23 protein-coding genes and 1 pseudogene are annotated in these 24,833 nt (G+C 51.4%); 8 read left to right on the top strand and 16 right to left on the bottom strand.

The features are described from left to right. Positions 1-65 precede the first annotated feature (65 nt). Both T3A99_RS23680 and T3A99_RS23675 read left to right on the top strand, forming a co-directional pair. A complete protein-coding gene (locus T3A99_RS23680; protein WP_322834847.1) occupies positions 66-1,289 on the top strand; it encodes a hypothetical protein in 1,224 nt (407 codons plus the stop codon). Positions 1,290-1,376: 87 nt separating this feature from the next. After that, positions 1,377-2,297 carry a hypothetical protein gene (locus T3A99_RS23675; RefSeq protein WP_305378993.1) on the top strand — a complete coding sequence of 307 codons (921 nt, stop codon included), beginning with the start codon at positions 1,377-1,379 and terminating at the stop codon, positions 2,295-2,297. Positions 2,298-2,362: 65 nt separating this feature from the next. Here the strand turns inward: T3A99_RS23675 and T3A99_RS23670 are convergent, their stop codons facing one another. The 4 genes from T3A99_RS23670 to T3A99_RS23655 all read right to left on the bottom strand — a co-directional run bounded on the left by T3A99_RS23670 (position 2,363) and on the right by T3A99_RS23655 (position 4,334). Further along, positions 2,363-2,629 (bottom strand): MbcA/ParS/Xre antitoxin family protein, encoded by a 267-nt coding sequence (locus tag T3A99_RS23670; protein WP_305378994.1) that lies wholly within the window; start codon positions 2,627-2,629, stop codon positions 2,363-2,365. Between the two features lie 78 nt (positions 2,630-2,707). Then, a complete protein-coding gene (locus T3A99_RS23665) occupies positions 2,708-3,097 on the bottom strand; it encodes a DUF6957 family protein (protein WP_305378995.1) in 390 nt (129 codons plus the stop codon). A gap of 167 nt (positions 3,098-3,264) precedes the next feature. Continuing rightward, positions 3,265-3,552: a hypothetical protein gene (locus T3A99_RS23660; protein ID WP_305378996.1), complete on the bottom strand. Its 288-nt coding sequence runs from the start codon at positions 3,550-3,552 to the stop codon at positions 3,265-3,267. 44 nt (positions 3,553-3,596) lie between these two features. After that, positions 3,597-4,334 carry a metallophosphoesterase gene (locus T3A99_RS23655; protein ID WP_305378997.1) on the bottom strand — a complete coding sequence of 246 codons (738 nt, stop codon included), beginning with the start codon at positions 4,332-4,334 and terminating at the stop codon, positions 3,597-3,599. Positions 4,335-4,542: 208 nt separating this feature from the next. Here T3A99_RS23655 and T3A99_RS23650 point away from each other — a divergent pair, with 208 nt between their 5' ends. Continuing rightward, the gene (locus T3A99_RS23650) at positions 4,543-5,016 is read left to right on the top strand and encodes a helix-turn-helix domain-containing protein (RefSeq protein WP_305378998.1); all 474 of its coding nucleotides are present in this window, start codon (positions 4,543-4,545) and stop codon (positions 5,014-5,016) included. Positions 5,017-5,229: 213 nt separating this feature from the next. Here the strand turns inward: T3A99_RS23650 and T3A99_RS23645 are convergent, their stop codons facing one another. Together T3A99_RS23645 and T3A99_RS23640 are read right to left on the bottom strand one after the other, a co-directional pair. Further along, positions 5,230-5,589 (bottom strand): histone-like nucleoid-structuring protein, MvaT/MvaU family, encoded by a 360-nt coding sequence (locus T3A99_RS23645; RefSeq protein WP_322834846.1) that lies wholly within the window; start codon positions 5,587-5,589, stop codon positions 5,230-5,232. A gap of 71 nt (positions 5,590-5,660) precedes the next feature. Beyond that, entirely contained in the window at positions 5,661-6,467 is an 807-nt protein-coding gene (locus tag T3A99_RS23640; protein ID WP_305379000.1) for a hypothetical protein, read from the bottom strand. Between the two features lie 430 nt (positions 6,468-6,897). Between T3A99_RS23640 and T3A99_RS23635 the strand changes: the two genes are divergently transcribed. After that, a complete protein-coding gene (locus tag T3A99_RS23635) occupies positions 6,898-7,512 on the top strand; it encodes a hypothetical protein (protein ID WP_305379001.1) in 615 nt (204 codons plus the stop codon). 17 nt (positions 7,513-7,529) lie between these two features. Here the strand turns inward: T3A99_RS23635 and T3A99_RS23630 are convergent. After that, positions 7,530-7,622 (bottom strand): annotated as a pseudogene (locus T3A99_RS23630) (transcriptional regulator); the annotation flags it as partial. Positions 7,623-7,812: 190 nt separating this feature from the next. Between T3A99_RS23630 and T3A99_RS23625 the strand changes: the two are divergent. After that, a complete protein-coding gene (locus T3A99_RS23625) occupies positions 7,813-8,313 on the top strand; it encodes a hypothetical protein (protein WP_305379002.1) in 501 nt (166 codons plus the stop codon). A gap of 477 nt (positions 8,314-8,790) precedes the next feature. Here the strand turns inward: T3A99_RS23625 and T3A99_RS23620 are convergent, their stop codons facing one another. From T3A99_RS23620 to T3A99_RS23610, 3 genes are all read right to left on the bottom strand, one after another. Continuing rightward, positions 8,791-9,717 (bottom strand): Kiwa anti-phage protein KwaB-like domain-containing protein, encoded by a 927-nt coding sequence (locus tag T3A99_RS23620; protein WP_305379005.1) that lies wholly within the window; start codon positions 9,715-9,717, stop codon positions 8,791-8,793. 2 nt (positions 9,718-9,719) lie between these two features. Beyond that, complete coding sequence (locus T3A99_RS23615) at positions 9,720-10,232, bottom strand: hypothetical protein (RefSeq protein WP_305379006.1); 513 nt, start codon at positions 10,230-10,232, stop codon at positions 9,720-9,722. Between the two features lie 386 nt (positions 10,233-10,618). Continuing rightward, positions 10,619-11,314, bottom strand: a complete 696-nt coding sequence (locus T3A99_RS23610) for a hypothetical protein (protein ID WP_305379007.1) — start codon at positions 11,312-11,314, stop codon at positions 10,619-10,621. 324 nt (positions 11,315-11,638) lie between these two features. Here T3A99_RS23610 and T3A99_RS23605 point away from each other — a divergent pair, with 324 nt between their 5' ends. Then, entirely contained in the window at positions 11,639-13,015 is a 1,377-nt protein-coding gene (locus T3A99_RS23605) for a hypothetical protein (protein WP_322834845.1), read from the top strand. Positions 13,016-13,361: 346 nt separating this feature from the next. On the opposite strand, the gene T3A99_RS23600 is transcribed toward T3A99_RS23605, so the two are convergent. The 4 genes from T3A99_RS23600 to T3A99_RS23585 are packed head-to-tail and all read right to left on the bottom strand — an operon-like array spanning position 13,362 to position 17,047. Then, positions 13,362-15,179, bottom strand: coding sequence for a hypothetical protein (locus T3A99_RS23600; protein ID WP_322834844.1), 1,818 nt, complete (start codon positions 15,177-15,179; stop codon positions 13,362-13,364). Next, positions 15,179-15,610: an ABC-three component system middle component 2 gene (locus T3A99_RS23595; RefSeq protein ID WP_235593804.1), complete on the bottom strand. Its 432-nt coding sequence runs from the start codon at positions 15,608-15,610 to the stop codon at positions 15,179-15,181. Before T3A99_RS23595 ends, T3A99_RS23600 begins: the two co-directional genes overlap by 1 nt. 3 nt (positions 15,611-15,613) lie before the next feature. Continuing rightward, the gene (locus T3A99_RS23590) at positions 15,614-16,681 is read right to left on the bottom strand and encodes an ABC-three component system protein (RefSeq protein WP_305379010.1); all 1,068 of its coding nucleotides are present in this window, start codon (positions 16,679-16,681) and stop codon (positions 15,614-15,616) included. 54 nt (positions 16,682-16,735) lie between these two features. Beyond that, a complete protein-coding gene (locus tag T3A99_RS23585; RefSeq protein ID WP_016980530.1) occupies positions 16,736-17,047 on the bottom strand; it encodes a hypothetical protein in 312 nt (103 codons plus the stop codon). Between the two features lie 1,042 nt (positions 17,048-18,089). On the opposite strand from T3A99_RS23585, the gene T3A99_RS23580 reads away from it, so the two are divergent. Then, on the top strand, positions 18,090-19,427 hold the full coding sequence (locus T3A99_RS23580) for a potassium channel family protein (protein WP_322834843.1): 1,338 nt from the start codon (positions 18,090-18,092) through the stop codon (positions 19,425-19,427). Positions 19,428-19,664: 237 nt separating this feature from the next. Here the strand turns inward: T3A99_RS23580 and T3A99_RS23575 are convergent, their stop codons facing one another. Beyond that, on the bottom strand, positions 19,665-21,824 hold the full coding sequence (locus T3A99_RS23575) for an SEC-C domain-containing protein (RefSeq protein WP_322834842.1): 2,160 nt from the start codon (positions 21,822-21,824) through the stop codon (positions 19,665-19,667). Positions 21,825-21,984: 160 nt separating this feature from the next. Beyond that, on the bottom strand, positions 21,985-22,848 hold the full coding sequence (locus T3A99_RS23570; RefSeq protein ID WP_305379013.1) for a hypothetical protein: 864 nt from the start codon (positions 22,846-22,848) through the stop codon (positions 21,985-21,987). A gap of 973 nt (positions 22,849-23,821) precedes the next feature. On the opposite strand from T3A99_RS23570, the gene T3A99_RS23565 reads away from it, so the two are divergent. After that, positions 23,822-24,742 carry a DUF4365 domain-containing protein gene (locus tag T3A99_RS23565; protein WP_305379014.1) on the top strand — a complete coding sequence of 307 codons (921 nt, stop codon included), beginning with the start codon at positions 23,822-23,824 and terminating at the stop codon, positions 24,740-24,742. The last annotated feature ends 91 nt before the right edge of the window (positions 24,743-24,833 follow it).

The following is a 24,833-nucleotide window of genomic DNA, read 5'->3' as shown; positions in this document are numbered from 1 at the left end:
AATGGCACTAGCTCTGAGCCCTGTGCATAGAGCGTCCTTCCTTTGGCGGCAACCAGGAGCTCCCCTTGACCACCCAGTCGACAGCCTCATCATCATTGTGCATCTATTGCGAAGAGCCAGGCCCTTTCTCTAAGGAGCATGTCATCAGTGCGGGGCTGGGCGGAGATGATAAACGCTTCATGCTGGTGGATATGGTGTGCAAGCGGTGCAACACGGATGTCTTTGGAAAGTTGGAGCTGGCGGCGCTGCGGAGCTCGCCGCTTGCCATCAGTCGCGCCTTTCTTCAACCGCATGGCCGCGACCGTGGGAAGCACACCACTGCGCCGGGCATCCAGGCTCGGCGCAAACTGATGGTCAACGCGTCGGGATACCCAGATGAAGTTGACTTCGGGCCCCACGCCAAGCCGATAGTCCTCCCCCAGTTGAAGATAACCGGGGAGAAGTCTTTTTCTTCTACCGCCGCAGGCCCGGATGAGCTGCGCAGCTTTGTCACGACCCTATCAACCCTGTTCCAAGATCATCAAATTACCTGCATTCGCAAGCGGGGCCCGGAGCATGAACTCAGATATGAAGCCATCACCATGCTTCGCTCAGACAATACCTTCATCCATGCGGAATCAAGCTTCCAGGCCAAGCCTCCTCGCGCAGGCCTATGGCTGGAGCGTTACGACGAAACCGACGCCGGGGACGTGACCCCAGCCGCGACGATCCTCCAGAAACTGAATGGAGGGATCGTGCTCAAGACCTCAAGCACGACAGTCGAGGACGCCCTGGATTTCTTTGCCAGCGCAGTCGAGCAATTTTCATACGAGTCCCAAGTAACAAGGGATACCGAGGGCCCCATCGTGTCTGTGGGGATGACGGCGACCATCGGAGTAATGGAGCGGGTAATTGCGAAGATCGGCATAAATCTGCTGGCCCATTACCTAGGCCGAGATTACGTGACCGACCCCGGATTCCGGCACATCAAAACAAGCATACTGACGGGCAATCCTCTCGTGACTGGGGGGCTCGTCGAGAATAATCGGATCAAACAATTACTCAATGCTGCCCCCGCCAATCATCACGTGTTCTATCTCAACAGAACCAGGCAACCTGAAGGGCAAGTAGCGATCACGATGATTGCGCACCTATATGGCGTTGCCCAGTGGGTACGCTTGGCGCTGAATGTCCCAGAGCCTCACCTGCCGTTCCCCTTGTTCTTTCTGGTCGACTACGTCAACCATAAGGTGAAACAGCAATCAGAAGCTGAATACGCCGAGGCCCTTCCTGAAATGTGGGATAAATGAGATTGTTCCATCGAGTGCCAGGCGCGAATACCGGTCTGAAGACCGCCCTGCGGAAGATCTAACGCAACCTTAACCCGAGACCGTCCGATGTCCCTTATTCATGACATTCAAGCCGCCTCAATAGCCAAGGATCATGACGTCCCCACCCTGCTCCGGATGTGCAAGCTACTGGCGGCTCGCATCTCCCATCAAGCATTCGCGGATTGGGTCGACCATGAGTTGAACGGCTACCCGAGCATTGGTGACCTACCTGATTACCGCATAGTCCGGGTCGATTCGTACGGGTCATTCGCCGGGCCTTTCCACCAAGCGAACAAGCTACAAATCTCTGTTGCTATTCTGCCGGAGGAGTTCCGAGAACAGTACCGCCATGCCTACATGGGCAGCAGCATCAGTGCCTACACAGCGCTGCTTTCGGACGGTACGTCAGGCAGTGTCCAAGAACCATGGCCCTTGGCACTCGCCCTCAAGTACGCATCTCAGCTCACCCCTGACATGCAGTGTGTCCAAGCGTGGAAGGAGATTCCCATTGGAGCCATTGTGCGGCTGATGGACTCGGTCAAAACCCGAGTGCTCGGCTTTGTAATTGACCTTGAGCGAGAGGCGCCGAACGCTGGAGAGCTTCCAGTCGGTAGCCAGCCACCACTGAGCGTTGAGAAAATGACCCAGATCTTCAATACAAACATCACGGGTAACGTGGGCAATGTTGCGAACGCGAGCTCCAATTTCAGTCAGTCGTCAGCCGCTGTCATCGAGACTGGCAACTGGCAGACGCTACAGACGCGACTCTCCGAATTAGGGCTGACTGCTGCAGATACACAAGGCCTTCAAGAGGACATCGAGCGGGCACTCGCTACAGGCAGCGAGGAAGAAAAAAGGAAAACTGCCGGCAGCTGGATTGGGCAGCTCGCCGGTAAGGCCGCATCAGGCGTTGCAGGGGTAGGCATCGAAGCAGCGGCCAGTGGCATCGCAAAAGCGATTGCTGTATACCTCGGCATTGCCGGGTAACTGCCGGACTCACTCGACTCGAATCTACGCAGCCCAAAGGGCCACACCCGATAGAGCTACGCGGGTTAACAACTTATGCCGTGATCAATTCGCATGAGCACAGCGTGGGCATCTGAGTACCCTAAGGATGTTGACAGCACTGCGCAGGGTGCCTGGTGCCCCAGTCCGAACACCGGCTTTCTGAGCCAATGTTGTGCTTTGTGGCGATCCCCAAACACTTTCTCCGCGACCGAAAGAATTTCCTCGTATCGACCCAAAAAGCACCGATGCTGAGCGCTCCAACCCCCAATTCGTGAGCACGTGCATGGGGCAACAATCCTTGCATCATTCATGATTGAGCCTCATGCCTCCTCTAGGCCATCTGAGCGTTGCATGGATGCACACGGAGCGAGCTCTTTGGTGAGAATCTTTCAAAACACCATTAGCACCGTGGACAGCTTCATCTGCCGACGCTGCCCGTCCCCAATCAGCACGTAGACGGTGTGCGCCGTAACAAAAAACTTCGAGTCACTGAATTCAACCATGGGCTGGGTGCGCACCCAGGACTCGCTGATATCTTGATCAAGGCTGTCATAAAGCACGTTGAATGCAAGGATCATCACTGGCTGCTTCCCCTGCTCCCGAATGCCTTGCAGCACCTCCTCAGGTGCACCGAGATCGAGCCAAACCCAATCACTGACAACGCAGTGACTACGGCCTGGATAACGCTCCTTCACCTGCGCAATTGCATCCTCAACGTCGAGCTGAACACCTGGCATATGCAGCGCTGGCCCAGCCAACCTCGCTTTTACTTCCCCCATCCTGGAGCTCCGATTTGACGTGATTTGGGATTGTCGAGCTTGAGCTCTTTCAGCCTAGGCTCGTTCTGGTCTGGATGTTCTTAGACCGAGCAGACGAAAAGCCCAAGGAGACATTGATATCAAATAGACACCATATTCGTCGAATCGAGTCCAGCCGCCCCCCTCATTCAGGCGTCCAGGGCTTCCGTTGCCATAACCGAGAACGGAGTGACGACCACGTAATGGTCGGCACCTGAAATGCTGCGAAGAAGCGTCATGCCATGCTTCTGCGACAGGCGAACCACCCCTGGTGTTATCACTGTCATCCCGTTCAACGATGCCCCTGAGCGATCGCAGTAAACGGAGCCTGTGAACCGGGAGCCTACTTGTGCAGCGTGCATCAGAAACGCGTCGATCATGACCCCCCAGTCCACCGAATTCGCAGCCTCGACCTCCGGAGGCAGATCAGATGCCATGGTTGTATTCATAGAGCAGTAAGACAAAGCGCACTCCGTAATCTTCAAAATTCAACTACTTTCCCAGGATCGAAACCGCACCTCTCTCCTGGGTAACCTCTCTGATTGCTTATCAATCTGCAGCCCGAGAGCACAGTGTCGATCGAATGATGGGTATGACCAAAAATCCACCCGTCAGCTCGGTCGACCACGTCGTACCATGAATTGCAGTAAGCCGCGTTCAGATGGCCCTCATGCTCGCTGTCACTCACTTCGAGGATCGGCGCATGATGCGTGATAACAACAGTCTTGCCAGAGAATGGCTTTTGTAGCTCAGCATCGAGCCATATCTTGGCTCGTTGATTCCTAATAGCGACGTCGACAGGGCGCAACCGGCGATAGTTCTGATCTGCCCTTATCATTTGGTAGTCGTTCATCATCGACCGCGCCATCGCCATCGCAGCGCTTAAGTCGCCAGTCGCGCCGAAATCTGTCCAGGCGGTTGTTCCCAAGAACCGAATTCCGCCTTCTACGAACGACTCATTTTCGAGCACATGGACGTGGCTCTGAGCGGCTGAACGTGCTTTCTCAATCGTCCGATCAAAATGGCCAGTGTAAAACTCGTGATTGCCAAGGACGTACAGGACATCGCATTTGAATGTCTCATTGGCCCACCGCACACCTTTGTCCAGCTTGTGAATGTCACCGGCGAGCACCACCAAATCAAGACTCCCTGGGGCGAACACCGGGGGCTGAAAATCGGTGAATTCCAGGTGCAGGTCAGAGAGTATGTACACCCGCATTTTGCCGCCTCTTAATTCGATTTAAGCGTAAATTGACAGTCCTCCTCCTCTCGAACGGAGACGCCAGGATGGAACACGTGTGTCCGAAGGTCTTCGCCGGAGCATGCCGTCAAAGAACCCATCATATCCGAGCAGTTCTTATAAGCACAACCCACGCTATTTATCGGAACCGTCAGCGTATGGCTCTATCTTGACTTTTCGGACGATCATGACGCTGAAAAACGAGATAGGTGCAGCGCTCAGGGCGGTTCGTCAGCAGCGCGGACTGGGCTACGAAGAGCTCAATGAGGCGACCTTCCGCACCTCGGTAAGCTGCATCGAGCGCGGAAAATCCAAGCTCACAGTCGAAAAGCTATCCTCCCTGGCAAAGGCGCTGGACTTCGATGTCTTGGCCTTCATGGCTCTGTGTGTAGCTCTAGAGCGTGGGCAGACACCCGATGACGCCATCGACGTAGCCCAGAACGAACTGGATCGCTTCAAAGCCTCGGGCGGCCTGGCGCTGCTGCAGGAGCAGATGCAGGACGGCGAGCTCGTTGCTCGATCACAGGGCAAGCCGGCGAACATGGAGAACAAAGACGCTGTGTTGCGATTAAAGGCTGAGGGAAAGACTCAGGCCGAGATCCGGCGGCTGCTTGGGCTCTCGAAATCGACAGTGAGTCAGTACTGGCATTCAGGCTCTTGAGATGAGTCGATGCTGATAGGTGGTCGACCGGCATGCAATGCGATCAATGATCGATAACGGGTGCCAGTGTATTTGAGGTCGGATGCTGATCGACGTTGATACAGCTTCTCGTGCAAGGCAAATTCAAAGGGGAGGCCAGCCCTCCCCCTTCTGGTCATGGCGCATGGAGATCAAGTATTCACGCTTCAACCTGGATCTCCATCAGCCAGCGACTCAGCTCAACCAGGAATCGACAGTTTCCGCACCATACTGCTCTTTCCAGGCCTTCAGCCCTCTGTGATTCCCGCCTTTGGTCTCGATGAACTCACCCGTATGGGGGTTTTTATAGACCTTCACAGCGCGAGCTTTGCGAGTGCGCTTCTCATTGCTTTTAACTGAGGTGTATACGGACTGCGGATGGAGAATGGCTACCACGTCTTTCAAGCTTTTGTTGTACTCGCCAAGCAGCGAGCGCAGCTTGTTTTCAAACTCCATCTCTTGCTCAAGGCCTTTATCGGACTTCATGGCCTCCAGGGCAGCAAGCTGTTCGGCGAGGTCGCGCTCAAGTTTTCTGAATTCTGCAAGCTTAGACATGGTATTCCTTAGCAACAAAACAGTTGGGTTAACCCGATTCTCTCTAAAAATTCAGCATAACCCAAGTGTAATTAGGCTCTCTTTGCTTGCCGCTGCCGCTGCCGGAATCGTTTAATAAAATCAGCGTCGACAAGCTCATCCACGCTCAAGTCCAATCCACAGTTGACGAGCGACGCCAAGCCACTGTCAGAAAGCACAAAACTGTTGGGTATGAAGCCACACGCGCTCACCCGGTTGTCGTCAATGCGAGCCAGGAGTGCCCTTACGAAATCCGAGCGTCCAGACTTGCGGCTTTCGGTAGCAACCGCCGTGGTCTCATCGTAGGCAGTAACCTCCGCCCTCTCGGCATCGGTACCAATGGCCTGAACAACCTCACTCAATGTTGGCCAATACTTTGGGTCATATTGGTATTGGAGACGTTCCACCTCCTCCTTCACGTAGCTCTCGTAGTGGTAATTGTGCTCTGAAGCTTCGTGCACAATGTCCATGATGTGGTACTGGGTATCCGAGCTGAACCCCGAATGGTTATGAAGGTATTCACGCCGATCGAGCAATGCTGCCATCTGATCAGCGAGATCGCTGATTCGGCTGTTGATCTCAACCAGTTCATCACGTGCCTGCCTGGCAGCGCGGTTTTTCTCCGGATTCCACCCATCTGCAGCATGGACGAAAGCATCCCAAAATAGGTAAAAAGCCCTGGGGGTGGAGGCCAGTGCTGCATGAACCTCATCGTAAACGTCGGCGAGCTCGATGCGGCGTTTAAGCATGCCGGCGATGATGCTGCAGACATTCGGCCAGATACGCCTGGCCTGCAGATCCTCCATCATGGTGTGCAGGAGGGTTTCGCATTTAAGTACGGCTTCAGTGGGTGCGTGCACTCGGTGAGTCCTATTGGATAACGTGTGCCAAGGCTACCCGTCAAAATTCGGGGTGGCGGTACCTATTTGAATTTCTTTTTCACCCGAATAGGTACGCACGCGTCTGTCACTGCAGTACCGAGTCAAATGATAAGGCGAATGCACGTGCCTAGCTTGAGACATGAGATGAGCCGGTTCGTCAGCGACACATGGGCAGCCTCGCATCCGCCCCTTTGGCCTTGAGTCGATGGGTGGATGCTCCTACTGGATGCAACTGCCGCAAGACTGCCGATGCAGCATGATAGCGAACGGCTGGGCGCGCGCTCTGGCTCAAAAAACCGACTATTTCACGTCGGTTAATACACGTAGAAATAGCTCTACTCGCTCGACAGCATCATATTGATATCATTTAATATGGCTATCCCTGCGCAGCCTTTTCAAGGACGTTTCTATGGCCAGATCCAAAGACAGAAAGCCAGCAAATCCGGGCGTTGAATCCACAATCTTGATTGACCACAAAGAAATTATCGAAAGTGCATCAGCCTATGGAGATGTAGCGATTAGCCTGGCAAATAACTTGAGCCCGTACGACGATCCAAAGCTCAATGTAATCTTCACTAATGGGGCATTAGCACTGGAGCTCTACTTCAAGTCCCAGCTAATTGAAAGAATATTCGAGCCAGCCCATGTTGAAATAACGCCAGATGGCGAGGTAGTCCTTGCAAAAGAAGACCACCTCAACCCAACCACCCAAACCAACGAAATAAAAATTCTTCACAGCCGCCTCCAGATTAAAGACGGATGCAAAACCCATAAGCTAGCGAAACTCTATGGAAAATTGAGCCAGGACACACAAAACAGCATTCTAAACGCAGTAGCCAATGAAACGTCAAAAATTCAAACAGACAAAGAAATATTGGACTTCCTTAAAGCTATCAATGATTTTTTCGTAATCAAACGCTATCACTTTGAAGGGTTTCTCACTGGAGTCGAAAGTGACCGAAGACATCTTCACACCTTGCTGTCAGTCCTAAAAGGCGTCAAATCAGCGCTCGCCGATGTTTGAACTTAACCAATGGGCCTCAATTCAGAACTCAAATCGGAGCTGCCCGTCAGCGTTTCCAGCTCTGCGAGCTGGCTTGCTAGTTGCTGCTCAAGCTGACGGCACTCAGCCAAGCGGGACGACTTATCCTTGTGCTTGTGCTTGTGCTTGTGCTTGTGCTTGTGCTTGTGCTTGTGCTTGTGCTTGTGCTTGTGCTTGTGCTTGTGCGAAGGGCTACCACGTGGAAATTTTATCGCTACAGATGAAAAGCTCAAAGTCTGCGCAACACCTTTATATTACGTACTCTGAAGCAGGAAGTAGCGGATGGAAAATGCGATTTTTGGATTTATAGGCGCCTTCATCGGATCCATCTTGGGTTTTGTAAATAATCTTATTAGCACCTTTGGCAAATCAAAAGACACTCAGCTTGATGTCCGCACGAAAGTTGTAACAAATGAGCGAGCCCAGTGGCGAAAGGACATGCGAGAACTTACAGCGACATATGTTTCACTGGCCAAATACTTAACTTCTACAACATGCCCAAAAGGTGAAGACCTAAATGAATTTGAACGAACACGAATCTTAATTCGACTCCGACTTAATGCCGACCCTAAGCACAAGCTTGATGCAGCACTACTGCGCACGCTTTCAGACATAGCAACTCAAACAAGAACCGAAAGCAAAGAGACCCTGAATACAAGACTTGAGGAATTCGAGCGCAACATGCAAGCGCTTCTGAAGCGCGAATGGGACAAGTCAAAAAACGAAGCTAACAGTGGAAACATTGCAGCTTCCGACAAAGACGCGCCAGACATTGGCTGCTGAGGAATGTAAATAGAAAGCTGCCACCACCTTGAGCAGCTTTCGACCTATTTAGGCAGAGCAGACACTGATGGGCGTGAGCCCGCAGCGATCATGCCGATACATTTATAGAAGGCTTAACGGGTAGTTGATGATTCAGCGGTTGTTATCAAATTTGCTGATGCTGTAGGGAAGCCAAACTGAAAGCGCCTACCGGGTGCCTGTAGCCCTCACGTGCCTCCATGAGCAATCCTAGGGTGAACGCTCAGCGTGGAATTCACTAAACATTTAAACCAAAACGCCAGGCTAAAGCCTGGCGTTTAGTATTTCTTTCCGTGGATAGATCTGATCGCGATCATCGTGCATCTCTGGCCACCAATCATCCCTACCCATACCAGTGAAACCGCTAGAATTTTGTTTAAGGAACCGCACGATTGATGCAGCGACAACTCTCGAAGCTTATCGAACATCTGTGGCCTTGATGGTTTCCCTTACCAACCTTCACATACCTGTATCAGCAGTGTTCTGAACGTCATAGATTCTCTCAGAAAAGTGAGACTTCAGTCGGTGATCCAGCAGTGCCTTGAAAATATCAGGGCAGCTTTCTGGGGTCGGCGCGATTTTTCCGTCAGCTTGGAAGGGGATGTTTAGGCCAAAATTAGCGTACTCGCGGCGCAGGTTACCCATGAATCTTGCGTCGAGATAATGGCCTTTCATCTTGATAGCCGACGCCCTGCGAAGCTGCATGGCATTTGTCCCGACATAGGCGCTCACCACGTCAGTATTGGTGAACAGCGCTTGAAAATCAGCCTGAGCCAGGAGCTGAGTGAAATCTTCCTGGTGGGCTGCCTTGTGGCTCAAAATCGATTCGAAGCTGGGTTTGTGCTTGATGAATATAGTGTCGTTTAGCACCGCCATGTCGAAATCTTTTGCGATGTGAAAGCTGGGCGCCTCATCAAGTTTCAGCGTTTTGGATTTGAAAAAGGTGTGAATGGCACCTGCGCGTTTCTTGGTCTTCCATGTGGAGTCAGTCTTACGTACGCAGTACAAATTTCCCTGAGCGTTGGAGAGTTTCACCACATAGAATTCGGCATTGGCCAGCTCTTCCATTTCGGAGATTCGCTTGGCTGGAGTCTGGTCATGCGACTCAGCGATAAACTTGGCTGCATGGGTTTCGTCCTGCGGAATTGTGAGCGCGCTCGCTGGATTGTTTTCAGCGAGCAACCCGTACTCAAGCGTTTCCGTCAGCGCCGCCCTGAAGGCCGCTGCCGTCGACTTCAGTGCCACTTTGAGCTCATTATCTAGGCTTACCCATTTACCTGTGTACCTTGGCTCCGGTGGCGTGCCTCTTGTATATCGCCGGAATATCCAGAAATTGACTGTTGCTTGGTCGAGATCAAAATCGTGTAGATCCTGCAGCACTGCCATGGCTAGTCCCTTTTCACTATGACTTCTTGAATGAATTCGACGTCGATGATCGCATTGACGGCGGGCTTGAACTCAGTTTTAGCCAAGGCTTTATCTACGCGCTCAGTTGGGCTGTTCTGATACTTGTATTTTATCTCGTACAGTTTCCAGCCAAGAATAATCAAAATTGGATTAAGGACGACTTGACCGGTTTTATAGGACAGCCAAAAGATCCAGATCATGAATAGCGCGAAGCCCAAAACCTTGGTCAACTGTGAGTACTCAAGACTCATGAATGAGACAATATAGGGAACTACGTAGTTGATCAGATCGGTTGGAATTTGCTTTGACTCAATGACAGTAATGTTCTGAGTCTCTTGCTTACACCAGATCACAATGATGGTGGTCAGAAAGCAAACCAGGCAGCAGAGTGCAAACCCAATCGAAAGGCCAGAATTGTTGAATGGGAGCTCGCACTCCGACGACATCCGCCACAGCGTTGAGCAGAAAGGCCTATTGAAGAGGTCGGTTTTCAAGTCCTGAACCAACAGGATAATACTGAGTGGGAGGTATGAGCCCAGGAAGATTGCAGCGGCGAATACTAGCCTTAGTTCCATAATCCACCCCTGCTAGCGCGAGGCGAACTCGTCCGTCCCGTAGCGCGAAAATTATGGAACTCAGGATAACGGTGATCACCGGTCGCTGCTAGTGGCCTTGTGCCCCAACAAGCTGGAGAGGCCTGATTTTTGACTCAGATGCGATGTTGACTCAGGCGCGCACAGCTCGCTTAGGCGTTCACCGTGCATTGAGCGAAGCCCAAAAAACCCGAGTCTTCGCGCAAGGTGTGTTAGCAATACGCTCACGAAAAAAGAGCCCCGAGTGATCGGGGCCCCTCTATCAAGCAGTCGGTAAACCGCCCTGATTAGAGCGAGAAGCTCGCCGCGTAATCCCGCGCCGCAGGGCCACAGACGCTTACCATTTCTTCATGGAGGTCTTCGGGCAATACCCGGAAATCGTCCAGTGCATTGTCGTGATGGTCTCTGACGATTTTTTGGATATGAGCACTAAGGGCATTTCGGATTTCGCCCTCCATCTCTTCCTGGGTCAGCTTCGTGCCGTAGTCAAAAATTGTCGCGTGCCACTGGTTGTCCACAAGGTGGAAGCTCATGACGCCACGTTTTGTATTCTGACTTTCGCGGAAGTAGCCAGCACTGGTGACGCGGTGAAAATATGCCGAATCGATTCGGAAATGCTCGTTCAGATCACCAGCGGCTTCCGAGCCAATCCAGAATTCAGGAATCTCAAACACAAAGCGCTGAAGCACCTCCTCAGAGATCCCGAGCAACGGCGTAACTCGAATCTGGAGGTGACCAACGCGCTCCCAGAAATAGCGACTACGCTCCGCGTACCACTTGAAGGAGCACTTCACGTCCACCACAGCTTCCGAACGCTCTTTGAGCTGCGAAGCGTTGAAGGCGTGATTCCAGTTTTGATACCCAGCTGCCTGTGCCGCCAGGTTGAGGCATTCCATGTACTTCACCCCCCGTTCCTTGGAGAGATGTCTTGCGTTTTTCTTGATGTCCTGCAGGGTTGTTGCGGGTTGAGTTTCTTTGCTCATGGCTATTGTCCTAAGCCCGGCAGAGGGGTGCTGTCCGCGATCACCCCCAAGGTGCCAGGCGGATAGCTAGGCAATTTGGGTGTATCAACATGCATTGGCTAAGGCGGACACGAGGTTGCTGTCAGACCTGGCCATTACCATACCTGACGTCTCCCAGGCTTGGGAATAGGCGCCTCATGTGCATTTCTGACAGCCGAAAGGGCACCGCCTTAGAGACCTTCGCGACGAGCTACTGAACCGGATTGAGCTACTGAAAATCGGCTCAAATGTCCCATGTAGCGGTGGTAGCATCCGAGCACCGACACCAGCACGAACGATTTGCGCATGCCTCGTACTCAGCAAAACCTCATCAGCCTGAGAGACACCTTCAGCCAGATCCTCGGCAATCAAAAAGACCACTACACGGATTCACGAATCCCTGAATTGCTCTTCAGGCTGGGCCTGGATGATTGCACGGAGTACAACTCCAAGAAGCGGCACCTTGAGAAAGCAGTAGAGGCCGCTGATGATGCTCAAATGGTGGCCGCCGCACAGAGCGCTCTAGAGCTATTGGGCTTTGACGTTCATGAGCGAGACCAGCTTCAAGAGCTTGTGTGGGATGATGGCACAGCACCTGTGATCCCTGGTCGCTACCGTCGAGAGCTGGCAGAAAAGCTCAACACTCTCGACCTGTATTTGGACAGGGCTGCGTTCGAACAGGTACTCAGCGAGTTCTGGCGAATCGACACAATCTCGTTCGTGGACTTGCTCCGACCAACCCCAACACTCCGCCAGGAGATTGTCCGTCACTACATCGAGAATCCCGATTGGGACGCGGTAACGCTCTTCGACAAACTCGGTGCATTTCAATCATCCCACGCCCGGGTTGGCCGATTCGTCGAAGCGCTGGCTTCGTCACGGGTGCTACCGAGCGAACCCGCTCAGCGAAAATTTATCGGGATTGTCAACGATACCCTCAAAGCATGTGGAGTCCATCTTGTCGTAGGTATGGGAGAGGATGCGTTCCTGACCGCCTGCTTGGCCTACGTGGGGTCGGGAAAGCAGTCATCCCCCAAGAACCTCATCTTCGCTTCCACGACGAAGCCCGACCTGCGCCTGGGCAATGCGCTGGACAATGATATCGAAGTCGTCACCGGCATCGAGGACGTCCTGATTTATGACCGCCCTATCGGGAGTTCCGGGCTCCTATGGCGCGAACTCCAGGCTTGGTATGCCCAGACCTATGGCATCGATCAAGACCAGGCCAAGAATCGCCTATATCAACGCCTGAAAGCCTGCCTGCCACAATCATCGCCCCCTCAAGCGCTTGCCTTCACCAGCTTCTTCAAAGCCTTCACGACAGCGGTTCCGGAGCTTCCGGTCTTGCTGCCTGAAGTCTGGTTTCACTGGGATCCCCTGACGGTCTCACGACGCGGCAAGGAGGCCTTGCTGAGGTCGCGCATGGACTTCCTTCTATTGCTTCCGGGTGGTGTGCGCGTTGTCATAGAGGTTGATGGCAAACACCATTATTCCGCCCCTGACGGACGCTCCAGCCCCCGCCTCTACGCCGAGATGATGGCCGCTGACAGGGCTCTGAGGCTGGTGGGATATGAGGTTTACCGGTTTGGGGCTTCCGAGCTCCTGGAGCCCAATGCCGAGGAGTTGCTGATCGGATTCTATCGCTCGCTGTTTGAGCGGTACTCGTTGTACACGGCCCCATGACTCAGGGCTTGCCACACACTAGCGCGGGCGCGATCAGACGCTTGTCTGGACTGCTAGTCAGGCACAGGCATAAGTCATGATGGGAGGGATGTAAACCAAAAAAATGACCTGTGAAGCATGGAGGTTTCCAGTGCATTTTTTGAGTTTACAGCTTGATCTTACTGGGCCCCGATGGGTGTCCTGTTTGACGGTTATGAATGACGTAAAGCGATGACGTGCGACCTGGCGCACATGGGCATCAACCGATACCGTTCGAACCGACCTGAGACTACGCTGCTGCAGGCCAAAGGATGAGAAAGCCGATCACCACGCCATAGGCGGGTGACCGACAACTCACACGATCGAATCAGCCTCTTAGTGGGAAGAAGCCATATCTCCCGATCTTTTTGCTTTTCGTGAAATGCTGATAATTCATATGAGGGATGAGCGCCATATCAGGCTCCTTGTTCTCAAATATAATGACTTGAGAATCTTTGAAGTTATCAGCGATATCCTGATAGAACGCATAAATCACGTCCGCTGCTACTTCCTCATCATCTTCCTCAGGCTCTGGATCCCCTTCCTTGTATGTGGTCAGTGGCGAATCAAGCACTACAAACCCAGGGTGGCGCCCAGAAAGCTTCAGCAGATTCATCAGCCCCAGAGCAAATGCAGAGGAAGCAATCGCCCGATACCCTTTGCCGAAATTGCCTCTCTTACTTCCACCAATGGTGATGTCACGCGCACCGAAATCGAATTCCACTGGGGAGTGATTCGGGAAACTCCAGCGCTGCAAGATATCCTGAATCTCTTTCACCAGAGGCTTGGCAGAGTCCTCAAAGCTTTCAGGGGTATAAGTGTTTTGCTCCTCAAGCAGCAGAACACCCAGTCGGTTTAACTCTTCCCTCAGCTTGGCCTTATCCTTCACGAGTCTATCCAGCACCGAGTGATCGTGCTTAAGGCACGCAGCGAGCTCCTTCAGGTCACTCACTGCCTGAACCAACCCCTGGAGCTCCGAGGTGATAACCTTCTCCACTGCCGCGATGGACGTCTTGGTGCTCTCAGCGCTTAAAGTGTTCCGCTCAATCGCTGCCGTCAGAGATCCCTGGGCTTCCGCGAGCTCGTGGATATTCTTCGAAATTCGATCCAACTCGAAGGAGACACCTTTCTTGATGTCATCTACGTCCGTCGTACACGACTCGGAGTCGAAATGATTCCCACAGGTTGGACAAAGCACCGCGTCCGCACCATCAAGTAGAACTGCCGCCTGTTCAATGCCCTGAAGGCGCTGGCGATCTGAATCGTACTTCTGGCCAAGCATGTCAAATCGGCTAAGCAGAGCCTTGTCTTCAGCAATTTTGCCTTCGACCAACTTCAGTGCGGTGATATGGTTGGCCTTCTGGGTGAACAGGTTTTCACTCGAATGGAACGCGCCTTCCAGCTCCTGCTCAGCCAGCGTCAGCCGAAGCGCGACCTCGTCGACAAACGAGCTGAGCTTCTGGAGTTCAAGGCTTTCAGCGGCATCATTTCCTGGATAAAACTGCTTGATAATTCCTTCTACAGCAGTAGCCTTATGTCTCAATGCCCCCTTTGATTCCAACTCCTTTTTAGCCTGTTTAACCCCGGTATCGTCATTACCCGTTAACAGAAGCTTCAGAATGGATTTTTCCAGAAACCGCTCATCCTTCTGGCCCGTACCTAAAGGAGAGTACTCAGCCACGATTCGCGTCTCATCCATCAACAAGACATTCTCAAAATAACGAAGAGAGAATGAGGCATTATTTAGCGACTCTGTTCCTTTCAACAAAAGCTTTCCATTCAACCCCAGCCTGTGCAAAAACTGGTTGGAAATCGAGTTCATCCTCTTAGGATTGTGCTTAACCCCCAAGATCAAAACCTTACCATCTTCATCATAAAATGTAGGTTTGGAGCTTTCTGAAAGGTGCCTCTCGATGGTGAAGGAGCGCCCATCATCGTGCACAAACTTCACCTTGAGCGTGGTGTAGCCCACCGACTCCTTGATGGACTTCGGTGGTGTATTTGAACCAAGGGCAAATTTCAAGCACTGTACAATGTATGACTTACCGGTATTGGAGCCACCCTGAACAACGTTCGCGCCCTTTTCAAAAAAAACAGCCGCATCTCTCAGGTCAGGGCCACTCACGATAATACTTTCAATAAACATCAGATCGCCCTTTCAATTTTATAAATGGTGCGACGTTGAATCGTGAGATAATCAATATTCTCTTCAACCCATGACACATGCCGCCTGAAACCTGAGTGATACTCAGTAGTTAAGTTGGCGGCAAATTCACTGCCTGCCGTGGTGATAAAATATCGAACACCATGCTCATCAACCCGGGAAGTCATCAACCCTTTCGCGGTAAATAGTTTGATCGCGCCAGGGAATATCTCCCGCCTTCGAACCAGTTCGGCAAGTCGGTTCAACAGAACTGGGTGCAAGCTCGCTTCCCCTTGAAAATCACTACTATAAATAGCCGCATAGTCAAGGAAGATAAGCTCATCCAGATCAACCTCCCTAGCCAGCCCTGCAAGCAGCAGAATGATGCGCGCCCCAATTTCCACAGGGCTGTTGTACAAGTCCTTTGAGCTCATCATTTATTTCTTGATCCATTCGAACTTAAGGTCATTCACCAATTGGTGGCACAGCCCTTTACGATCTGCAGTCTGCAAGAAGTGACGGAGGGGATGCGAGTCATATGGAATATTAACGGACTGCGTGCTCACTTCGAGAAACCGTTGGTATCCATCGTCGAATTTTTTACGCACAACACTATGCACACCTTCATGGCACTCACTCTTGAGTTTCTCATAGCAATCCTTAGGAAATGCATCACGAGAAAACATCTCTAACGACTCGGCACTGTAGAAGTTAATTCTAGCTCTCTCCATGTCATCCTTGTATTCAGTATCCATCACACTACTAAATGAATACTCCGCCCCATCGGCATCAGAGAACGCACTCAAGAGAGCATCAACATAAACCTTCTCATTATCAGCAAGGCCAGGCTCTGGCTTTAGAGCTGGTGGTCGCTTCAGGTGGTAACTCCCGAACCGGGTCGTGTGATAAGGTGTCCGTGCATGCTTATCGATCAACTCTTGGGAGGACATTTCATCGACGAAAGAGAAGTCGAGACCATTGAGATAATCCAACAGAGCACCCTGGAGAGGAATAGACTCCGTTTTCGTGATCTTATCTTTACACACCTTATCCCAGCGCTTGATGATCTCAGCCTTGATGCGAGCCTTCTTGGCCAGCATGTCAATGCAATGAGAACTGCAGCCTTTCGGCGATACGAAGCGATACTCACGCGGCAGGGTGTAATCGCCCCTCCACGTGTAGTAAACCAGCTTACCCAACTCCGCAACTACGTCAGCAATGCTCAGCTTATCCTTGTAGTGTTTACACTGATAATTATCCCACCCTGATGAGAACTTGGCGATAACGTCACGGCCTTTGTCTCCCGCACCAGCGCAGCGAGTTACCGACTCGTAATCATTTCCTAGGTAAGAAACAAACTCCAGCGTAAATACCTCCCAAGCATCTGGTGACATAATCTGCAGACGATCTAGAGGATGGACTGGCTCACCTTTTTCCACATCGAGTGCCGTGAGCTCAAACTCTGGTGGCGGAGGGAGCTTGATGGTGTTTTCACCAAAGGCCATTGGCTACACCTCTGCGACAAGGTGCTTTGCTTGCTGAACTATCGTGGGAAACAATCATAATCCGAGGACGCGCTCCACCTGAAGAGCCCGAATATGCCTCGGCATATCATCGACAATTTTGCCTGGGTTCTTCCGCAAGGCGCTCGTAAGCTTCTTCAAGAAACGCTGATTAAACTCCATGTTCCCCACCAGTTCAGCAATGATTATGTCGGGGTCAACATCAGCGCCTTCCAGTCCTATTGCCAGCGCAGCGCGGGCTGCGCCAATGGGTTTGTCCATGGCGTATTGGACTAGATCAGCGGGATGGAAAACGTATTCCTGCTTCTGTTCCTGTCCGTTTTCCTGTCCCTGTTCCTGCTCACTCATGCATGAGTACCTTGGTTGTTGAAATGTTGTTCGTATGGATTCTTCGTTGTTGTGCTTTCCGGCATTTATGCGGACGCGCGGCAAATCGCAGGCACGACGAAGACTCCCAAGTAGTAGCCTCGGGATAGGATGGTTGTCTGTCTGCGTTCCTGTGGCGTGGCTGATCCATGCCGAGCTCCTACCACCCTCCTCCCTCTAGGCCAGGGTGGCAGGGCAACCAAGTGTCCTTGTGCGATGGCACAATACTATCGTCATTGCGCTGTGATGGGGAACCCGATAGACAGGTTGTGGCTGCCTGAAGGATCGTGTGAGGTTCTGCCAGGAGGGAGACTCATAGGGCTGTGGGCATTGCGGGGTGGCGGGCTGTCCATCGATCTGGGAAAAAATGGACAATGGACAAAAAATCTCAAACTGCTGATTTGTATGGGTTTGGTATGTCCATTTAGGGGATGAGCTCACACGTACAGAACTCGATAAAACCATCGTCTCCATCCCCACTTGGCGCCTGATGAGCGAGTCGTTCCGCAACTTCAGCGGACGCCCTCAGAAAACATACTATTCGGAGCAAGCCCTCCAATCCCATTGGGTCAGCGCTTAGTATAGGTACTAGGTGCCACTGTACTAATTCAAAGTCGGAGCCTCTCACAACGCCCCTTCCCATCTGCCTTAATAATCACCAGCCACAGCCGCAATCCCACCCTGACATCCTCTACGTGACGTAGCGCCACTCCGAAGCCCCATACTCACACTACGCCAAACGCCCCTATCTGATCTCCCTCGCAACCCAGCAGCCGATCAAACCATTGCCTCTCCCTGCCCACGCACGGCACGGCATTAAATCTTCACAGACGCTATGCCTCTCTAGCTGCCAAGCTCACACCGCCATCCGTAAATTATAATCAGCTGATATGAATCAGGCCGCTCAACCAACGGAAACTGGCCAAGTCAATGACTTCCGATCAAAAGCCAAACAATTGCCATAGCCGAAGGATATGGCAATAAGCTATTATTTCCACAACCAACATTAGCAGTGAAAAGCTTAATGAACGCAGCGAAATTATGGCAACTGTCTCCGTCTGAGTTTAACGAATGGCGCAAACAAAATGACTACCCACGTTTCTTTCAATATTTTTCTGAAACGCTTCCTTACTTTGAAAAATGGCTGCTAGAAGAGGAGCTGAATTCGGACATACTATTTGATAATGGTCTTGCTCGATGCCTAGACTCTAAGAGCCCTCTGACTCTGTCTCAAAAAATGCAAGTAGTACCTCACTACAATGAGCCACAGGAAAACTCAAATGAAATAGAAAATATAGAAACAGAGCCAGCAGAGCGAACAATCGAACCATACTTCTACTGGCTACGAAGAAACTACGGCGAAGAGAAATACTTCTCAGCCAAGCGTGACTTCACCATTTCAACATGGAGCGGAAATACTCCTTACTTCGCGGGGAAGCTGCCACTAATCCAGCTGGGCCATATTGAAATACAACGCGCCGACATATCTGGAAGGCACCTTGACTTCTGCTGCCTTGACAGACTCACACTGAATAATTGCTTTAATGGTGAACATACATACGTTTGGTACTCTAGTGCGATCGGACTCAGCTTTGTGGGCAGCTCGGCATTTTGGAATTTTCACCACGTGAAGCTATGGCTTCCTGGGAACCATGGCTACAGAAAAGAAACAGTGTTGGCAGACGGAATGTTTCAAGATTTCCATTTCAGCGAGTCAAATCCGCACCTAAGAATGGTACGAAGCAAACTCTTAATGAGTGAAATAAATGGCATAGATTTCGAGTGCCTTCTGGAATACTCTACTTTCGAAGATGTCAGCTTCGACACCGGAGAATTGATTTATAACAACTATTCTAGAAAAGCTGAATTCTTCCGCAAGATAAAATCGCTTTATTCAAGCCAAGGCAATAGCGTAGAAGCTGGGAACTATTTTTACAAAGAACAAAAAAATATGTTATGTGCTCAACTTCATCCAATGACAACCTACCACTCAAAACTCTACAACGCAAGTGCGCTCGAAAAAGCTAAAATTTTTGCGATGTGCTGGCTAAAGCTAATAACTTACATTATCAGTTTCTTGGCTTGGGGATTCGGAGAACGTCCATCCAGGAGCGTGCTTGCCTCCGGAATGACTATTATTCTTTCGGCTGCGATATATTACTGCCTACCTCAATCTCAAACAGCCGGAGATATTTGGAAGTCATTATATTTCAGCATCGTCACATTCGTTACACTGGGATACGGTGACATTACACAAAAAACCAATTTCCTCCAAATTTATTCAGCGCTCGAAGCTTTCAGTGGAATGTTCCTGCTAGGATTATTTCTGGCGGGATACGCCTCAAAAAGCAAGCAATATTAGAATATTGCCTGTAGATGCATCGACGGCGCTTCCAAATCGGGAAGTCGCCGTCGTGCAGTGGTGATGCTTAGAGCTGGATCAGAGGTCGTCAGAGGATCTCTGGGGCTACGAAACGCTAGCTCAGGATGGGCCGCACTTGTACCCGAGCAGCAAACCCAGCGCAAAGATGACGTGTAAATTTAATTAGCTGGCAGTCATCCAACCCTCATAGAGTTCTAGCGAGTCTATTCAACTTTCTCACAGGCAGCACTTTTTGTACTTGAGTCCACTTCCGCAGGGGCACGCATCGTTACGGCCGTGCTTTTGGGGGGCAAACAATCTCTCCATGGCCTTCAGGCCCTGTCTAACCGATGAAGATGGTTTCATTTCCCTTGTTAGATCATCCAGCTGGGTAGACTTCTCCCACGGGAAATTCAGCGTTATGCCAAACTGAATTTCACCATTAACCCCCACCGAAACCCCGTACCATTCCGGCGTCTGATGTGTGTACTTGCGTTTGGCACAGTGCACCTCTAGCGTTCGAACGGCTTCCTCGCTAGGAGTGGGGTTACAGTGAAAACAAATCCCCGCCCCATGCTCAGTCATACCAATCGTAAAATCATGGCGCTTGCCATCGATTTTCGTCATGTTGGTCAAGCGTTCAATGGCCTGATGAACCGCATCACACGTTTCTCCGCTCATAGAAAGCAGAGTGAAACCCAGTTCAAGAATTGCTGGGTTAGGTCGGCGCTCAATTTGCTCAATCAAGCGCTCGTAGTACGTCCCTTTCATCCTAGTGAGAATGCCTTCAGGGACTCGCTGGCCCGGTAGCCCTTCCCGCCGGACAACCATGGCGGTATCTAAATCTGCTGCGATCGAGTCCTCCAGCATCACCATATTGAACTGATCGTCGAGCCAGAGATTGCACCGCAGATGATAGGCCAGGGTTGTGAGCTCGTGCCCTGCCATCAGCTTTGATGATGACTCTGAGCGCATTCGGACATAGCTTAGAAAACGCAGGGGCGTATCAAGCATCTCCGCAAGGACATCCAGCAGGAATACGTCCATCACCAAAGGTGGACGAACGACCTCATCGGCTGAGTATTTGAGGTATTGGCTGGCTTGGAATGCTAAAGCCGGGTAGTGATCGGACACGACGCAGAACGGATAGATCTCTTTGACTTGCTTCGGAAGCACGACCGCTTGGCCTTGATCGTCTTCGAGGCGGCAGCTCCCAGATCTAATAGCTGTCGCGCATTCAGCCCCTTGGTCATAGGCCTTCTGAATGGCGGCAGCAAAATCAGCCTTGATGTGTCCATCACTACCTTTGCGGGCCGCTAAGGTCAGTTTTTTGGCTTTCGCCTGAACGATGATGATCCGATCACCGAAGATGACCAACACGTCCGCTTCAGCGACAATCCGCTTCCCCTCGAACAAGTTGACGTTGGTGTGGACGTTCGACCTTCCGAAGACCGATGCCAAGCGGCGCAGAGAAAACCGTTCAGTAAATGCACCACGATTGTCGGAGGCCTGTTGCTTGTAATCCTTATCCTGATTCATCCAGAAGAAAGGCGACTCGTACAGGGCTTCGTAAATCATGTGATGAGAAAACAGAATTACTGAGTCCCGACCTGTTGGCAGCAGAGGCGTAGCTGCTACCTGGTTGAAGTCCCCAACCTCCCTGAACAGGCCATTATCACCACTGAACATCAGCGCTTTGAAAACTGCCTCAACGACATCCAGTTCCTGGCCCGAACAATGGGCTACTTCATGCGCCCTGAACTCGAAAAGCTCCAGCACCGAGCCTGTCGGCATCTGGCCTAGCTGGGGTTCACCAGTCAGTCGCGCTCCGTTGTTAGCTCGCTCGTTCATCAACGAACACATCGTGTTCGCCACTCGTAAAGCTTGGGCGCTGCTGAACCCCATGACCCGCTCTAACCAGGCATCATCCGGAGCGTGTTTCTCTGCAAAAAAATCTCGATACTGGAAGCTGTAGGCTGATTCGGTGGCATAGAAAATGGGCTCCTTCATCATCGGCCCTTGCCAAAAGTCCTCCACGACTTCGCCCTTCTGGGCTTGTGGGGCCAGCTCGCCGATCACCTGACCGTTCAGAGCACTGTGAAGCTCACCCAGTAGCTGATCAGTGCGGAAGGCATAGCCTCTAAGTGTGGCTTCATCGACCTCAGACAGATCGAGAGGCTGACGCATCATCAGACCCAACACCGTGCTTATTTCATTGCGGTTGAGTCTTTTACGGTCAAATATATGATCAAGGTCAGAGGGCTTGTGCTCGCCTTGGAACGACACAAAGTTGTCGCGATGACAAATCCCGGCTATAGCGTGAGCGTAGCCTGGTCGAGCCGTCAGATTTATCAGTTCCTTGAAAACTTCGGCTTCACTTCGGTGCGTGAGATTCATTCCTGCTGCTCCAAGGTTCGTGATTCCTATGGGAGGGTGGACTTCCCGTCTCCCCCCCCCACCATCGGTGATTTTGCTTGGCGACCTTACTCGTTGGATTTTGGCACATATCGCTTTTCGGGTATGGCAGCGCTCAAGCGACATTCTAGTCAGCCGAAACCTACACCTTGAACTCCCTGGCCATGGTGTTAACGACATAGGGGTGGGCTGTGGGTTGATTGTCGACGTCCAAATCGAAGCGAGCTGCCTCGTAGTCCGGCTCAAAAGCCACGGGATGCTTCGCTGAAATTCGCTCTGATTGGAATGTACGAGCCTGCCCCGGGAATTCGTAAACCACTTTGAGAAGACGCCGCTCGTGGGCCGGCAGGTTCCAGTAGTCATTGGTACTGGCAACGGTGCCCACATAGAGGAAGCGCAAGCCATAGTCACGCAGATGGCGCTTGTCCTTTGGGAGCGGAGGGAAGTCCATCAGCGTCAGTAGGACAGGCAGCACATCCTGAACACCCATGTCCCGGTAACGCCAAATCCCGTGGCGATCAGCGTATTTGAGGACGGAGACGAAATCGAAGACCGAGGCGTAACCGATGATCCGGTCGAGTTCTCGCCAGTGATACCGCCAGGTCGCAAAGAAGCCCTCTCGAAGCCTCTGGGCGTCAGCGGCATTGCCCTGTCCAGGATTGAGTGCGCGGTAGGCTTGAGCGTTGAAGGCCTTGACCGGACAGGGAGCGCTGTCCTCGAAGTGAACGAAATTGGGAGTGCGCAGCTTGCTGTGCTCAGCTCTCAAGAACACGTCTTGTCGGCAGATATCGCAAAGGGCCGGAGGTCGTTCTCGCTCCTTGCCATTGTTATCAACGGGCTTGCCATATGCGTCTTCATAGCCCTGGGCATCCAGGGTTTCGAGGGTGTCACGGTGTAGTGCTGTCCGCATGCCGATTCTCGACTGAATCAATCGGCCATATTGGCGACAATCCGACTGCCAAGCAACGATCAGCCGGCCTCGAAACCGCGAGGTAGAGGCATTCACATCTTCACCTCAACGCATCATCAAACAGAGGTATTACGTCTCGACACGCCCAGATTGTAGTAGTGGAAGCATAAAGTTTCGCAACAGATGAGCGACCCTACGAGTGCGTAAAGAAAGCCAAAGCAACGAACCCAGCGGTTGGGCTACCGCAAAAAGCCAATCAGTCATTTCCCCACGTGCATCCTGGGCGCCCCCAGCATTGGACAACTGGAAAAAGTAGACATAGGTTTTGATGGCTCCCTGCCATCTGAGCAGCTGTTTGGCCGGAGCAGTTCGAGTACAACCAACACACCAAAAAATACACGCCGACACGTTCACGAGGAAGAAGAACCATGCGAGCGATTCACACAGCGACTGTACTTTCCCTGGCCATTCTGGCTCGCCGCCCACTCACGGGACGAAGACCGAGAAAGACAAGTCTTATGAAGGTGATTGGGAGGGTCTACCAAAATTTACGCCGGCCAAGAGCCAGCTGGTTATCGATTTGGCGCAGCGCTTGGTCGCGGCAAGCGTCAGCAACTGGTTCAATCTCTCCTAAAATTCTTCCGAGAAAGCGTAGTCAGCTTAGTTGCGAAAACTCTCAATTTCCCAGTATGCATTAAGGTCATCCGAGACGACCTTGGGTTTCCTGCGTAACCCACCTAGATTCGTAATCTGGTAATGGAAAATGTCTGACCGGGCTAGCAGCTCTGGCAACGCAGCATGCATACTGGAAAGACACGCGCGACGAGCGGTTGGAAGGGTTTTCCTTACGACCCGTGGCTCAGCAGTAGCAACGAGGTACATGCAGGATAGGCGGTTGCGCTGATACCGGTGCGGGAGAACATGGACACTACGGAGGCTATGTTAACCAATGCAAAATTAACGCTAGCCCCATAGGTACCCATTGAATAATCAACGTGTCACTGACATCCTGTAGGGAAATTTCAATCCGATTTATTGATCAAGGTAATGCTTCTGAGGAAGCGCATATATGAAACCAAAAAGTTCTCGATACACACCTACTGAGCGCAAAGGTGTTAACGCAGTTGAAGGTGCTTTCCTGGACTTTGGATGGATATTTCGAGAACAGCACACCTCGGACATCGGCATAGATGCACAAGTAGAGCTTATTGATGACGACAACGTCACTGGAAAGCTTATAGCAATACAAATTAAATCAGGTGAGGGCAATTTTACCGAAACAAAATCTGGCTATAGATACTACGGCTCTCTTGCTCACTATGACTACTGGCTCAGCCATAGTTTACCTGTACTGCTGATCGCTCATATACCGAGAGTGGGCAAAAACTTCTGGATGAACGTCTCAGAGAAAACAGCCAAGAAAACCCAAAAAGGGTGGAGCATTCTTATACCCAAAGAAAACATATTAGACAAAAGTGCAAAAAATAAAATTAGAGGTTTTTTCCAAGGTTCCGAGCGTGAACAGAGACTGCGAAGACTTGCTTTAGATGAGCCGATCATGCAGCGCTTAGCTAAAGGCCAAAAGATCGTTATAGAATTCGAAGACTGGGTTAATAAATCTCTCGGACGAAGTGAATTCACAGTATCGCGCATACGTAGGAGTGGAGATCAGTTAATTATCACCAAATTCCCAGCCATCTATTCAGGAAGACTAAGGTCAATTAGCAATTTGATTGGAGCTTTATTTCCGTGGGCTGACGCAGAAATTGATGAAGATTTTTATGAGGAGCATAGCGAAGACCGTTGCGACTGGGTCACAAGCCGGTGGACTGAGGAATCAGACTACTATGAAACACGCGATTTTTATCCTTACGGAGAGGAGGCAGGTGAGGCGGAACTCTATAGGTTACAGCTGACTCTTAATGACCTTGGCAAAGCTTACCTTTTATTATCGCAGTTCCTAACAGATGAAAGTATCCAAGTATTTTGAGCTTAACCCCCGGCTCCGGCCCTACTCTCTGCAAGTCGAAAAAAATGGGCCCGTATCGATATCATGACGTTTCAGAGCATCACGTAGCACC

The sequence above is a fragment of the Pseudomonas sp. N-137 genome, from assembly GCF_034555295.1.
In the GTDB taxonomy this organism is placed as follows: domain Bacteria; phylum Pseudomonadota; class Gammaproteobacteria; order Pseudomonadales; family Pseudomonadaceae; genus Aquipseudomonas; species Aquipseudomonas rhizophila.
This window is presented reverse-complemented; position numbering and strand designations above follow the sequence as displayed.